At 67.4% G+C, this 14,041-nt stretch carries 13 protein-coding genes; 3 read left to right on the top strand and 10 right to left on the bottom strand.

Going from position 1 to position 14,041, the window contains the following annotated elements:
* Positions 1-77: 77 nt before the first annotated feature.
* Positions 78-1,514, bottom strand: a complete 1,437-nt coding sequence (locus CCK87_RS02235; protein ID WP_086460334.1) for an NAD(P)H-quinone dehydrogenase — start codon at positions 1,512-1,514, stop codon at positions 78-80.
* A gap of 97 nt (positions 1,515-1,611) precedes the next feature.
* Between CCK87_RS02235 and CCK87_RS02230 the strand changes: the two genes are divergently transcribed.
* Positions 1,612-2,445 carry a purine-nucleoside phosphorylase gene (locus CCK87_RS02230; protein ID WP_086459870.1) on the top strand — a complete coding sequence of 278 codons (834 nt, stop codon included), beginning with the start codon at positions 1,612-1,614 and terminating at the stop codon, positions 2,443-2,445.
* Positions 2,442-4,142 carry a phospho-sugar mutase gene (locus CCK87_RS02225; protein WP_086459869.1) on the top strand — a complete coding sequence of 567 codons (1,701 nt, stop codon included), beginning with the start codon at positions 2,442-2,444 and terminating at the stop codon, positions 4,140-4,142. Before CCK87_RS02230 ends, CCK87_RS02225 begins: the two co-directional genes overlap by 4 nt.
* A 4-nt stretch (positions 4,143-4,146) precedes the next feature.
* On the opposite strand, the gene CCK87_RS02220 is transcribed toward CCK87_RS02225, so the two are convergent.
* The 5 genes from CCK87_RS02220 to CCK87_RS02200 are packed head-to-tail and all read right to left on the bottom strand — an operon-like array spanning position 4,147 to position 7,967.
* Positions 4,147-4,419 carry a PTS sugar transporter subunit IIB gene (locus CCK87_RS02220; protein WP_086459868.1) on the bottom strand — a complete coding sequence of 91 codons (273 nt, stop codon included), beginning with the start codon at positions 4,417-4,419 and terminating at the stop codon, positions 4,147-4,149.
* A gap of 24 nt (positions 4,420-4,443) precedes the next feature.
* On the bottom strand, positions 4,444-4,899 hold the full coding sequence (locus tag CCK87_RS02215) for a PTS sugar transporter subunit IIA (protein WP_086459867.1): 456 nt from the start codon (positions 4,897-4,899) through the stop codon (positions 4,444-4,446).
* A gap of 3 nt (positions 4,900-4,902) precedes the next feature.
* Positions 4,903-6,024, bottom strand: coding sequence for an adenosine deaminase (locus CCK87_RS02210; protein WP_086459866.1), 1,122 nt, complete (start codon positions 6,022-6,024; stop codon positions 4,903-4,905).
* Between the two features lie 9 nt (positions 6,025-6,033).
* Positions 6,034-6,789, bottom strand: coding sequence for a helix-turn-helix domain-containing protein (locus CCK87_RS02205; protein ID WP_212638179.1), 756 nt, complete (start codon positions 6,787-6,789; stop codon positions 6,034-6,036).
* A gap of 2 nt (positions 6,790-6,791) precedes the next feature.
* Positions 6,792-7,967: an adenosylhomocysteinase gene (locus CCK87_RS02200; protein ID WP_086459864.1), complete on the bottom strand. Its 1,176-nt coding sequence runs from the start codon at positions 7,965-7,967 to the stop codon at positions 6,792-6,794.
* A 66-nt stretch (positions 7,968-8,033) separates the two neighbouring features.
* Between CCK87_RS02200 and CCK87_RS02195 the strand changes: the two genes are divergently transcribed.
* Complete coding sequence (locus tag CCK87_RS02195; RefSeq protein WP_086459863.1) at positions 8,034-9,002, top strand: nucleoside hydrolase; 969 nt, start codon at positions 8,034-8,036, stop codon at positions 9,000-9,002.
* A gap of 94 nt (positions 9,003-9,096) precedes the next feature.
* Here the strand turns inward: CCK87_RS02195 and CCK87_RS02190 are convergent, their stop codons facing one another.
* From CCK87_RS02190 to CCK87_RS02175, 4 genes are all read right to left on the bottom strand, one after another.
* Complete coding sequence (locus CCK87_RS02190; protein WP_086459862.1) at positions 9,097-10,035, bottom strand: nucleoside hydrolase; 939 nt, start codon at positions 10,033-10,035, stop codon at positions 9,097-9,099.
* Positions 10,036-10,124: 89 nt separating this feature from the next.
* Positions 10,125-11,210 (bottom strand): BMP family ABC transporter substrate-binding protein, encoded by a 1,086-nt coding sequence (locus CCK87_RS02185; protein ID WP_086459861.1) that lies wholly within the window; start codon positions 11,208-11,210, stop codon positions 10,125-10,127.
* A 146-nt stretch (positions 11,211-11,356) separates the two neighbouring features.
* Positions 11,357-12,073 (bottom strand): VOC family protein, encoded by a 717-nt coding sequence (locus tag CCK87_RS02180; RefSeq protein WP_086459860.1) that lies wholly within the window; start codon positions 12,071-12,073, stop codon positions 11,357-11,359.
* Positions 12,070-13,659 (bottom strand): amidohydrolase family protein, encoded by a 1,590-nt coding sequence (locus tag CCK87_RS02175; RefSeq protein WP_212638177.1) that lies wholly within the window; start codon positions 13,657-13,659, stop codon positions 12,070-12,072. The genes CCK87_RS02180 and CCK87_RS02175 overlap by 4 nt, the downstream gene beginning before the upstream one ends.
* Positions 13,660-14,041 lie beyond the last annotated feature (382 nt).

Below are 14,041 nucleotides of genomic sequence, written 5' to 3'. Positions count from 1 at the left end.
CGTATCGAGACCACTGTGCGGTGATCTCGATACGCCAGCTCCGCAGTAGGAGCGGCTACTCGACCAGCGCAGAGCTGCTAGAGGACGATGTGCATCGCGCGGGCCGCGTCTGAGATGCTGCCCGAGAGCGACGGGTACACGCTGAACGCGCGCGAGACGGCGTCGACCGTGAGTCGGTGCTCCACGGCGAGCGCGATGGGGAAGATGAGCTCCGAGGCGTTCGGAGCCACGATGACACCGCCGATGACGGTGCCCGATCCGGTGCGGGCGAAGAGCTTCACGAAGCCCTCCTTGATGCCCATCATCTTGGCGCGAGGATTCTCCGACAGGGGAAGCTTGTAGATGTCGCCCTGGGCGATGCCCTCTTCGATCTGCTGCTGGGTCCAGCCGACCGTGGCGATCTGCGGCTGGGTGAAGATGTTCGACGACACATTGCGCAGCTCGGTCGGGTTGACCGCGTCTCCCATCGCGTGAAACACGGCGGTGCGACCCTGCATCGAGGCGACGGATGCCAGCGGCAGGAAGGTCGTGCAATCGCCGGCCGCGTAGATCGACGGCATCGACGTGCGCGCGACCCTGTTGACGCGGATGTGTCCGGACTCCGTGAGCTGCACGCCGGCCTCGGCCAGCCCGATGCCCTCGGTGTTCGGGATCGAGCCGACGGCCATCAGGCAGTGACTGCCCTCGACGGTGCGGCCATCCGAGAGGGTCGCGATGACGCCCTTGTCGGTGCGCACCACGGAGTCGGCGCGCGACTTCGAGAGCACGGTCATGCCGTTGCGCTTGAACACGTTCTCGATCACGGCGGCTGCGTCGGCGTCTTCGCCGGGCAGAACCTGGTCGCGGCTCGAGATGAGCGTGACCTTCGAACCGAGGGCCGTGTAGGCCGACGCGAACTCCGCTCCGGTGACACCGGATCCGACCACGATGAGGTGCTCCGGAACAGTCTTGAGCGTGTAGAGCTGGGTCCAGGTGAAGATGCGTTCGCCGTCGGGCACCGCCGACGAGAGAATGCGGGGGCTGGCACCGACCGAGACGACGATGGTGTCGGCTTCGATCTCGTCGAAGTCGGTGCCCTCTTCGCCCTTCGAGGTCGAGACGATCACCGAGTTGGGGCCATCGAGACGGCCCTCTCCGGTGACGACTCGCACGCCCGACCGGATCAGGCTGGACTTCATGTCTTCGGACTGCTGCCGCGCGAGGCCCAGCAGACGCTTGTTCACTGCGGCGAGATTGACGGCGATCTCGGGGCGCACCGGCTTGCCCGTGCCGCCGCGGGTGAAGAACTGCACGCCGAGATCGGCGGCCTCGCCGATGGCGTTCGTGGCCTCGGCCGTGGCGATCAGGGTCTTCGATGGCACGACGTCGGTCAGCACGGCGGAGCCGCCCACGCCGACTCGCTCGATCAGGGTGACGTCTGCACCGAGCTGAGCCCCCGCAATAGCGGCGTCATAACCGCCCGGACCGCCGCCGAGGACGGCGATTCTCTGCTTGCGCTCGAACTCATAGACCATGACGGCCATTCTCCCGTGTCGCGCGGGCCACCGCCAAACCCACGCCCCGCGCATCCGCCATCTGCCGGTGAACACCGCGTTAATCTAAGGTGGTTCAATGCTCACCACGACAGCCAATCCCCTCGATTCCTCCGACGCCGATCCCTTCGAGATCGCCCGCGAGGCGGCAGCTCAGATCGCAGAGAAGACAGGGGTCGCGCATCACGACATCGCCTTGACCCTCGGCAGCGGCTGGGGCAAGGCCGCAGACCTCATCGGCGAGACGGTCGCCACCGTGGATGCGACGGAGATCGTCGGCTTCTCGGCCTCGGCCGTTCCCGGGCACGGCGGCACGCTCCGCTCGATCGCGCTGCCCAACGGAAAGCACGCGCTCGTCATCGGCGCGCGCACCCACTACTACGAGAACCACGGCGTGCGCCGCGTCGTGCACAGCGTGCGCACCGCCGCGGCCACGGGCGCGACGACGATGATCCTCACGAACGGCGCCGGCGGCATCCGCGAGACCTGGACCCCAGGAACGCCCGTTCTCATCAGCGACCACATCAACCTCACGGCGGATTCGCCCCTCGAGGGCGCCACGTTCATCGACCTCACCGATCTGTACTCGACACGTCTGCGCGACATCGCCCGCACGGTCGACGCCGACCTCGACGAGGGTGTGTACGTGCAGTTCCGTGGCCCGCACTACGAGACTCCGGCCGAGGTGCAGATGGCGAAGGCGATCGGCGGCCACATCGTGGGCATGTCGACCGCGCTCGAGGCCATCGCCGCCCGACAGGCCGGCATGGAGATCCTCGGCATGTCGCTCATCACGAACCTGGCCGCGGGAATCCAGAAGACCCCGCTGAGCCACGAAGAGGTCATCGAGGCCGGTCGCAACGCAGAAGGCAGGATCGGATCGCTGCTCGCACGAATCGTGGGCGAGCTGTGAGCGATTCCGAGCTCTTCGAGGCTGCCCGCGCGTGGATCGCGCAGGACCCCGACGACGAGACGCGCGCCGAGCTGTCGGCACTGATCGACGCCGCCACCGCGGGTGACGCGTCGGCCCTCGACGATCTGCGCGATCGCTTCGAGTCGCGGCTCGCCTTCGGCACAGCCGGGCTCCGAGGCGAAATAGCCGCCGGACCCAACCGCATGAATCGCGTGCTGGTCTCACAGGCCGCCGCGGGTCTCGCCGCCTACTTGCTCGAGCGTGCGGCCGACGGTGCCAGCACGAGCATCGTGATCGGCTACGACGGGCGTAAGAACTCGGCCGTCTTCGCGACCGACACCGCCGAGATCATGGCGGGCGCCGGCATCCGGGCCATTCTGTTGCCCCGCCTGCTGCCGACACCGCTCGTGGCGTTCGCCGTGCGGCACCTCGATGTGAGCGCCGGCGTGATGGTGACGGCATCGCACAACCCGCCGAACGACAACGGCTACAAGGTCTACTTGGGCGGCGTCGACCAGGGCTCGCAGATCGTCTCCCCCGCCGACGCGGAGATTGCCGCGCACATTCTGCGGATCGCGGCAGAGCAGAACGTTCTCGAGCTGCCTCGCTCAGATGCTTACGAGATCGCGCCGGAGTCCGTGGTGGATGCGTACGTCGCACAGACGGCCGAGCTCGCCTCCCGACCGACTGTTCAGCCGAAGGTGGTCTACACGGCGATGCACGGCGTCGGCTGGCAGACCTTCCGAGCGGTGCTCGAGGCTGCTGGATTCGATGAGCCCACGGTGGTTCGCCAGCAGATCGATCCCGACTCCGCCTTCCCCACCGTGTCCTTCCCCAATCCCGAGGAGCCGGGCGCGCTCGACCTCGCCTTCCAGACCGCGCGCGAGGTCGACGCCGATCTCGTGATCGCGAACGACCCCGACGCCGACCGGCTGGCCATCGCCATCCGGGATTCGTCGTCACCGGCGACGTTTCGTGCGCTGACCGGCAACGAGGTCGGCGCTCTGCTCGGCTGGCGTGCCGCCGAGCTTCTGGATGCTGCTGCTCACGACGAGCAGACCGCCTCGGGCACCCTGGCCTGCTCGATCGTGTCGTCGCCGGCCTTGCGAGCGGTCGCTGCGGAATACGGAATCGAGTTCACCGAAACCCTCACCGGCTTCAAATGGGTCTCGCGCACGCCCGAGCTCGCCTTCGGGTTCGAAGAGGCGCTCGGTTATCTGGTCAATCCGTCGACGGTGCGCGACAAAGACGGCATCTCGGCTGCTCTCGCCCTGCTCGATCTGGCCAGCGGACTCGCCGCTCGCGGTCTCACCCTCGACGACCAGCTCGACGCCTTCAGCATGCGCTTCGGACACTTCGCATCGGGCCAGGTATCGGTGCGCGTCACCGACCTGTCGCAGATCACGCGGGCGATGGCGAGGCTCAGAGCCGAACCGCCCGCCGAGATCGGTGGCATTCGCGTGTCGAGCATCGACGATCTGCTCGACACCGGCGGCGTATTGCCCTCGTCGGATGTTCTGCGCATCCACCTCGACGACGGCTCACGCGTGATGGTGCGCCCCAGCGGAACGGAGCCGAAGCTCAAGGTGTATCTCGATACCTCGTCGAGCGACGGAACGCTCGAAGAACGCCGAGCGTCGGCCACCGACGCGCTTGTGCGCCTCGAAGAGGGCGTGCGCGCGCTGATCGCGGAGTAGCGGCTCAGCCGAGGGCGATCTCGAGCTTTCGCGTGAGTTCGTCGAGGTCGAAGTAGTTCTCGATCACGACGACATCGGCGTAGGTCTTGCCGATGAACTTCACGAGTTCGGGAGACGCCAGAATCACCTGCGCGTCTTCCGCTGCGACGGCGAGACCGGCGATGTCGGTCGCCTCGATATCGGCCTCGATGCCCAGTCGGGCGAGGGCACGTTCGGCATTCACTTTGAGAATGGCCGACGTGCCGATGCCTGCTCCGCAGAAGGCGATGATCTTCATAGGGTCAACGATAGTGGGCGACGGTCATACGTCAGGCTGAACCCGGTCCAGCACAGCCCTCACCGCTCCGACCGTCGTCGCATGAGCAATAGCGGTGGTGGCCGTCGGGTCGTTGAAAACGTTCGCCAGTTCGGCCAGCACGGTCACGTGCCCCTCGTTGCTGGTCACCGCGAGCGCGAGGACGACCTCGACGGGGTCGTTGTGCGGATGCCCGAACACGACCGGTTCGTCGAGCGTCACGACCGCGAGCCCATCGTGCAGCACATCGGGTCCGGGGCGGGCGTGGGCGAGCGCGAGACCGGGAGCGATCACGATGTACGCACCGAACTCGTCGACGACCTGCACCATGCGCTCCGCATAGGCATCCGTCGTGACCCCGCCGGCGACGAGCGCCTCACCGGCGATGCGAACGGCACTCCGCCAGTCGGCGGCGTGCGCCCCCAGAACGAAGACGTCGTCTGGTAGTTCGTGCAACCGCATGGGCTAGGCGCTCTGGAAGCCCGCGATGATCGTGTCTGCCAGGTCCTGGCGCTCATCGAGCGGCAGGAAGGAGGCGTTCGCCGCATTGAGCTGGAAGACCTCGAAGTCCTCGAGGTCGTAGCCGAACGCGTCCGACAGCAGCGAGAGCTCGCGGCTGAGCGAGGTGTTGCTCATCAGCCGGTTGTCGGTGTTGACCGTCACCGTGAAACCGAGCTGATAGAGCAGATCGAACGGGTGATCCTGCAGGTCGTCGCCCCAGGCCGCGATCGCTCCGGTCTGCATGTTCGACGACGGCGAGAGCTCGAGCGCGATCTCGCGATCCTTGACCCACTGCGCGAGGCTACCGATTGAGACGAACGTGTTCTCGTCGTCGCTCGACTCGATGCGGATGTCTTCGGCGAGGCGCACGCCGTGGCCGAGTCGCAGAGCACGCCCGTCGAAGAGCGCACCCCTGATGCTGTCGAGTCCGTCGGCCTCACCCGCGTGCACCGTGACGGGAAAGAAGTTCTGAGCGAGGTAGTCGAATGCCGCGCGCTGGTTGCCCGCAGGAAAACCGAGTTCGGCGCCGGCGATGTCGAATCCGACCACGCCGCGTTCGCGGTGGCGCACGGCGAGCTCGGCGATCTCGAGGCCGCGATCGGCGTGGCGCATAGCCGTGACCAGCTGGCCGACGCGAAGTGTCTTGCCGTCGTTCCTGGCGTCGTCGATGCCCTGCTCGATGCCGTGCTGCACGGCCTCGACGGTCTGGTCGAGGGTGAGCCCCTTGGCCACGTGCTGTTCGGGCGCCCAGCGCACCTCGCCGTAGACGACACCGTCGGCGGCGAGATCCTGCACGAACTCACGTGCGACCCGAGTGAGACCCTCTGTCGTCTGCATCACGCCTACGGTGATGTCGAAGGTGGCCAGGTAGTCGACGAGCGAACCGGAGTCGGCCGAATCCTCGAACCATTCGCCCAGCGAGGCTGCGTCGGAGGCGGGCACCTCGAAGCCGATCGCGTCGGCCAGCTCGAGGATGGTCGAGGGGCGGAGGCCGCCGTCGAGGTGGTCGTGAAGGGAGACTTTGGGGAGAGCGTTGATGCTCGTTCGGCCATTGGCGAGCGTGTACTGCTCTCGTGAATCGTTCATGGCATCAGCCTACGGCGTCGATGCAGGGAACAGGCTGCCCGAGATCTGCGAGGCCGTGTGCCGGGCGAGCCGGAGAACCTCGTCGGCGCTGAGCACGCTCCTCCGCGTCTTGACATAGGGAACGGTCAACGCGGCGACTGCCGTGCCGTCGGCACGCAACACAGGAAAGACGATGTCGATCACGCCGGCGTGAATCGCGTCGCCGCGCTCGACGTACCCCGCGTCGCGAACCGTCCGCAGGGCGGGCTCGTGCGCATCCGGGTCACTCGAGCGGAACGCGCGCAGCACCTCGCCCGTCGCGCTGTCGTCGAGAGGAAACAGCGCACCCACCCGCACCCGGAACCCGAAGTCGCCGGGGCTCTCGACCTGCGCGACGACGCGAGAGAGGCCGGCGTCTTCGACGCTGAGGCTGCACGACTGCTCGGCCGCGTCGGCCAGCGCGCGCATCGGCCCGGCGGATGCCTGGAGCAGGCCTCGCAGAGGATCGTGACGGTGGGCAAGATCGAACAGCCGCAACGACAGGACATAGAGCCCCGTCTGAGAGTCTCGGTGCACGTAGCCGCGCCGCTCGAGCGTGCTCAGCACACGGAAGATCTGACTGACGCTTCGCCCCACACCGGATGCGATCTGGGCCTGACTCAGTCCCCCGCTCGTCGCCGAGAGGAGCTCGAGAATGTCGAGCCCCTTGTCGAGCGCGGGGGCGGCGTACTCGGTATCGGCCGAGGCAGCCCGCGTCGAGGCGGTCGACACTCGTGGTTCTGTCACGACTAGAGACTCGCTCCCATGGCGGCGACCATACGTCGAGCGATCTCGCGCTCGAGGTCGTCGGGAACGGGCTGGGCTCCGGCGACCAGCGTGCTCGCCCCCGTCGCCACTCTCTCGAGCGAGAGCACCTGCAACAGGAAGCCGAGATCCATGGAGTCGAGGGAGTTGCCCTTCGGTGCCGTGCCCGCGAGGTTGAACATGCGGCCGCCGGCGAGGAGGATCACATGGCGCCCGTTCGGCAGATCGATGCGCTCGATCGTGTCGTCGATGGCCCGGGTCGAGGTCGCAGCCGTACGCAGTGACGCCGTGTCGATCTCCCACGGGAAGTGTCCGCAGTTGGCGAGAATCGCGCCGGCGCCCATGCGCTCGATCGCCGACATGGTGAGCACGTTCGCGCGGCCCGTGGCGGTGATGAATACCTCGCCCCATTCGGCCAGTCCGTCGGCGGTATCGACGCGGAATCCGTCGAGGGCCGCCTCAAACGCTTTCAGTTCGTCGACCTCGGCCACGGCCACCTTGCCGCCGAGCGCGCGCAGGTACTGTGCGACGCCGCGGCCGCACCACCCGTATCCGACAACCACGAAGCGGCGACCGGGAATCATGAGGTTCGTGATGCGCATGAAGCTCTCGACGACCGACTGACCCACGGCGTGCTTGTTCTCGCCGAGCTGCTTCAGCAGGCTGTCGTTGATCACAATCACCGGGAACGGCACCTGACCCAGAAGCTCGGACCGCAATCTGTCGCCGCCCGACGTCGTCTCCTCGGTTCCACCGATCAGCGTCTGCCCCGCGCCCCGACTCACGATGCCGGCCGCGAGGTCGGCGCCGTTGTCGAGCAGGATGTCCGGGGTCGCGTCGAGCACGGCGGCCACGTTCGTGTGATGCTCGTCGAGGGAGTCGTCGCGACGTCCGAACAGCGTCATGCCCTGGTTGCGCAGGTAGGCGACGACGTCGTCTTGCGTCGATCCGTGGTTTCCGGTTCCGACGATCTCGGCGCCACCGGCGGCAAGGGTCTCGAGCAGCACAGCGGTCTTGGGCTCGATGTGCAGCGACATACCGATGCGGTGGCCCTCGAAGGGTCTGGTCGCGGCGAACGTCTCCCGAACCGCAGCGAGGAGTCGCATGCGAGACCTGATCCACTCGACGCGGGCGGCGGCTGAATCGATGAGTGCTGTCATGACTTCAGTGTTGCATATATGAATGTCACTTTCATATATGCTTTTCTCACGACGTCAGGAGCACCCATGCCGCGCAAGATCATTCTCGACTGCGACCCCGGTCACGACGATGCCATCGCCATTCTGCTGGCACACGGCAACCCAGAGATCGACCTGCTGGCCGTGACCACCGTGGTGGGCAACCAGACGCTTGAGAAGGTCACGAGGAACGCCCTGGCAGTGGCCGAGATCGCCGGCATCGTCGGTGTTCCGTTCGCCGCCGGATGCCCGAGACCGCTCGTACGCAACATCGAGGTGGCGCCCGACATCCACGGCGAATCCGGTATGGACGGCCCCGCGCTTCCCGATTCGACCCGAGAACTCGACGGTCGCCACGCGGTCGATCTGATCATCGACACCATCATGGCGAGCGAGCCCGGCGAGATCACGCTGGTGCCCACGGGAGGGCTCACGAACATCGCTCTGGCCGCGCGCAAGGAACCACGCATCGTCTCGCGCGTAAGAGAGGTCGTTCTGATGGGCGGCGGCTTTCACGTCGGAAACTGGTCGGCGACCGCAGAATTCAACATCATCATCGACCCCGAGGCCGCCCACATCGTCTTCAACGAGTCGTGGCCGCTCACCATGGTGGGCCTCGATCTGACCCATCAGGCGCTCGCCACCCCCGACGTGCGCGCACGAATCGCAGCAATCGACACCACACCGTCGCGCTTCGTCGGCGAGCTGCTCGACTTCTTCGCCAGCACCTATCTCGAAGCGCAGGGCTTCACGCATCCACCGGTACACGACCCGTGTGCGGTGGCCTACGTCATCGACCCCAGCGTCATGACCGTGAGAAAGACGCCGCTCGACGTCGAGCTCACGGGCACTCTGACTCTCGGCATGACCGTGGCCGACTTCCGCTTTCCAGCGCCGGATGACTGCACGACGCAGGTGGCGGTCGACCTCGACACCGAGAAGTTCTGGGCCCTCATCGAAGACGCCCTCCGCCGCATCGGAGAGCCCACGCCCGTCCACACTGCGCCGGTCGAGTAGGTTGCTCGCGACCGTATCGAGACCACCTGCGTCGGGTGGTGACCTCGATACGCCAACTCCTTCGTCGTGCGGCTACTCGATCAGCGCGGGGTTGCTACGGAAGGCGCGCGATGAGGGCCAGCAGACGGTCGTAGAACGCGTCTGCGTCGACGTCGCGCAGGTAGGTGATGTTGCGCGGCAGCTCGGTGATCTGCCACCAGTCGGCCGCGAGCATGCCCATGGTGAGCTCGCTCGAGATCTCCACCCGCGCATTGATGAGGCGTCCCGAGAAGAGTTCCGGGTACAGGCAGTACAGCGGAACGACCGGCCCGTGCAGTGGCGCCCCCTCCCAGCCGTACTTGTCGAGATCGAAGGTCTCCGAGAACGTGAGCAGGCGCTCGATGACCTGGCCGCAGCGGTTCCCGAGAGCCGCGAAGCGGTCGAGCCTCTCGCGGGTGTTGCGCAGCTGATGCGTGACGTCGAGCGGCAGCATGGCGATGGGGATGCCCGAGGAGAGCACGACATCGGCCGCGTGCGGGTCGACGTAGATGTTGAACTCCGCAGTGGGCGTGATGTTGCCGACCTCGAAGTAGGCGCCCGCCATCATAACGATCTGCTTGATCGACGCGGCGATGTCGGGCGCCTCGATCAGGGCCACCGCGAGCGTCGTCATGTTGCACATCTGCAGGACCGTCACCGATTCGGGCGGAGCGGCCCGCAGCATCCGGATGATCGCCGCGACACCCGCTTCATCTTCGGCCTCGAGACGTGGCCGGGGCAGTTCGTAGCCGTCCATGCCTGTGGCCCCGTGCACGTGCGCCGCCGTGACGAGCTCGCGCACGAGGGGGCGCGGCGCCCCGCGGTAGACCCGGATGCCCGTGCGCCCGGTGAGCTCGACCACCTGCAGGATGTTGCGCACCGTGTGGTCGAGCGTCGTATTGCCCGCGCCAGCGACGATTCCGAGCACGTCGAACTCCTCGGGCGCCGCGAGGATCGCCATGAGGGCCGCGGCCTGCTCCTGGCCGGGATCGGTGATGATGATGGTCGGCCTCATGGGACTGGTCCTTTCGGCGGGACAGGCGGGATGGGTGGCGTTCCCTGAGCCTGCCCTCTTCGACAGGCTCAGGGAACGGAGACGGCGCGTTACGGAACCGACGGGCTGTCGACGGTGATGCCGCCATCGACGATCTGCACCCGCAGGGCCTCGATCTCGTCGGCGAGCGCCGGGTCGACCTTCGCCTCGTAATCGTGGAACGGCGAGATCGCCACTCCCCCGTTGGCCAGCGTTCCGATGTACGTCTCCTTCGAGAAGTCACCGGCCTCGGTGTCCTCGATCACGGTCGCGATCGACAGCGGCATGTCACGGGCGATCGAGGTGAGGAACAGGTCGGAGTACTCCGGCGCGCTGGTGTACATGTCGGTGTCGACGCCCAGCAAGGCGACCGGCGCCGAAGAGTCGCGGATGGCCTCGGCCGTTCCCTGGTAGATCGGGCCGCCCACGGGCAGGATCACATCGGCACCCTGCTGGATGAGGCCTTCGGAGAGGACCTTGGCGGCATTGATGTCGGAGAAGTTGCCCGTGAACGACCCCTCCTGCGTGTCGAAGTCCCAGCCCAGCACCTTCACGTCGGTGCCCTTGTCCTCGTTGTAGCGGGCCACGCCCAGCGCGAATCCGTCCATGTACAGCGTCACCGGCGGGATCTGGGCTCCGCCGAACGTGCCGACCATGCCCGACTTCGAGTAGCTCGCGGCCGCGTAGCCCACGAGGTAGCCCGACTGGGAGGTGTCGAAGAGGACCCCCTTCACGTTCGGCAGGTCGATCGAGTTGTCGTCGATGATGATGAAGTCGACATCGGGGTTGGCCTTCGCCGACTCCTCCGTGGCCGCGGCCAGCAGGTACCCCGCCGCGACGACCACGGTGCAGCCCTGGTCGACCAGGTTCTGGATGTTCGGAGCGTAGTCGCCCTCGGAGGCGGACTCGACCTTGATGTGGTCGGTGCCGAGCGCGTCGGCGGCGTCGGTCACGCCCCGCAGGCCGAGCGCGTTGAACGACTTGTCGTCGAAGCCGCCCTCGTCGGAGACGATGCAGGGCAGGAAGTCGCCGGCCGCCGCATCCGTCGAATCGGATTCGGCGGGGGCCGACGAGCAGCTGACGAGAAGCAGCGAGCCGAGCGCGAGGGCGGCTGCACCGGCGGCGGCGCGGCCGCGACGGGTGGTGAATGAAGCCATGGGTGATCCTCCAGGAATGCGGTGTGTCGGATGGTGCGAAACGGGAGCCGGATGCGGCGGGTGAGGCTTGTGGATGCGACGGGTCGCGTCGCGGGGGTCGGGGCGTGGCGGCGGCCCGCGACCGCGATCCCCGCCGGGCTGCCCGATCATCGCGGAGTCTCCACCCAGGCGTAGATCTCCCAGATGTAGCCGTCGGCATCGAGGAAGTACGTCGATCGCGCGCCCCACTGGAACACCGCCGGCGGACCGCTCGCCTCGAGGCCCCGCTCGAGCAGCGCGCGGTAGAGCTCGTCGACCTGCTCTCCTGTGGAGAGTTCGATCGCGAGCATCAGGTGCCCGGTCGACGGCGCGAGGTCGAGCTCCGACGCCTGGGCGAGCGGCGACTGCAGGTGCGTGCCGCCCTCGTAGAGCGTGAGGGTGACCTCGCCCGCGGAGAAGACGCGGGCACCCTCGGCCCGGTCGGTCACCTCGAAGCCGAGCAGCAGCAGGAACTCCGTGGTCGCGTCGAGGTCCGTCACGGTGAGGTCGATCTCGCTCAGGCGCCGGATGCCGTCGGCCGAGTCGCGCAGGCGCAGAACGAAGCCGTCGGGGTCGACGAGCACGCGTCGCGCGTCGGCACGATCCAGGGCCTCGGACTCGAGGTCGAGGGTGAGGGAGAAGGGCTGACCGGGTGCCGCCGGATAGCTCGGGCCGACCGTCTCGGCGATGCTCGGCCTCGTCCACATGGCGAGGCGTGGGCCGGTGCCGAGCACGAAGTCGGCGAAGCGCACGTTGCGCATACGCCGCTCGAGGCCGAGCCCCGAGTAGTAGGCGTCGCTCGCGTCGACATCGCTGATCACGAGGCATGCGTCGTCGATTCTCATGGCGTGCTCCAGTCGCTGTGCTGAGTGGGAATGGTGGAGGCAGTGGGGCCTGGAGCAGGAACCTCGGAGTGCTCCAGTGGCCACGGCGTCTGTGATGCCCGACGATGCACCTCGGAGACGAGCGGAACCAGCCAGGCGTTGGCCTCGCGCATCCGCTCGCCCTCTCTGCGGTAGTCCGCGGCCAGCGTGCGGAACTCGGTGAGGATCGCGGCCTCGTCGACCCGGGTCATCCGGCCGCCCTGCACCACGAGCTCGCCGTCGACCCAGACCTCGGCGATCGACGATCCGTTCTCCGAGAAGACAAGCTGCCGTGCGGTGTCGCCCGCTGGGGTGAAACTCGTGGTCGCCTCGAGGTCGAACACCACGAGGTCTGCGACGCGACCGGGCTCGAGCGCGCCGACCGTGTCGGGAAGTCCCGTGGCCCGGGCACCTCCGCGCGTCGCAGCCCAGAGGACCTCGTCGCTCGACGGCCAGGTGGTGGGGTCGGGATCCGTGAGGGTGTGCAGCAGCGCCGCCTGTTTCACGACCTCGAGCATGCGCAGCGAATCGTTGCTCGCGGTGCCGTCGGTGCCGAGGGCGACGGTCGCGTCCTCCGTGTGCAGGTGACGCCAGGGCAGCACCCCCGAACCGAGTTTGAGGTTCGAGAGGGGGTTGTGCACGATCGAGGCCGACGACGCTCCGAGCAGCTCGATGTCGTTCTCCGTGAGCCAGATGCCGTGCGCGAGCGTGAGGTTCGGGGTGTCGAGGATGCCCAGCTCGGCCAGGTGCTCGACGATGGTGGCGTCGTAGCGCTGCTGTCCCACGATCGCCTGCAGCTTCGTCTCGAGCAGGTGCATATGCAGAACCGCGCCGAACTCCTGCGCGAGCTCGGCCGACCCGGTCATGAGTTCGTCGGAGGAGCGCTGCGGCGCACTGGGGGCGACCGCGAAGCGCAGGCGTCCGTATTCCCGCCCGTGGTGCCGGTCGAAGGCGGTGCGGCAGAATCGCAGGAATCTCTCCACCACGTACGGCCCCGTCGACGCGGCCTCGCGGGCCTCGGTCAGCTGCTCGGGCGCCAGCAGTCGATCCACGAAGGGAAGCCGGTCGACCGGCGCGACGTCGGCGATGCCGCCCGTGCAGGTCGCCCTGATCCCGAGCTCGGCGTACGCGTCGAAGACGGCGGCCAGGGACTCCGCCGACTGCACGGGCAGTTCGCCGACGTCGTCGAGCAGGCTCGTGGTGCCGCCGCGCAGCGCATCCATGCCCGCCACCAGCGTGCGCAGGTGGACGAGCCTGTCGGGAACAGGCACCGCGTCGACGACCGGATAGGTCTCGAGACTCCACAGCTCGAGCGGCAGGCGCTCGCTCGTTCCCCTGAAGAGCGACTCCCACGAGTGCATGTGGGCGTTCACGAATCCGGGCGTGATGAGAAGGGTCTGCGCGTCGACGACCCGGGCATCCGGCGGCACCTCGAGATCGGGGCCGACGGCAGCGATGAGGGCGCCGTCGATCAGCAGGTCTCCGCGGAACGGTCGGGAGCGGTTCGCATCGTCCATCGCGATGAGCGTCGCATTGCGCCAGAGGGTCTTCATGGGCAGGGGTTTCATGGGTCTCCAGTGATTCCGGGCACGCCGAAGACCTCTACGACGGAGGTGCTTTCAGACGGCCCGGAGCGATCGGGTCGATGGTGTCGCCGGTGCGATCGTCGCGCGGGCGACCGGATGCGAGGGGTGCGGCTGCGCAGGCCTCAACCGGCGGCAGACGGCCGGTGCGAGACGGAGCTCTCCCTCGAAACGGAGGCGGCTATGAGCCCAGGCAGTAGACGGAGACGTTGTGCGCGCCGCTTCGGCGACGCAGGCAGAACCACGGCATGAAGCTGCGGCTCGCGGCGATCTCGGTCATGTGGTCGAGATTAGCCCGCCCGTGTAACAGCGACGTTTCGCCGAGGCAACAAGTGCGTTGCCTCGTAGGTCCCCTGCCTGCGCTGAT

Source organism: Agreia sp. VKM Ac-1783, from assembly GCF_900177765.1.
In the GTDB taxonomy this organism is placed as follows: Bacteria; Actinomycetota; Actinomycetes; order Actinomycetales; family Microbacteriaceae; genus Agreia.
The sequence above is the reverse complement of the archived record's forward strand: the minus strand, read 5'-3'. Positions and strand labels throughout refer to the sequence as shown.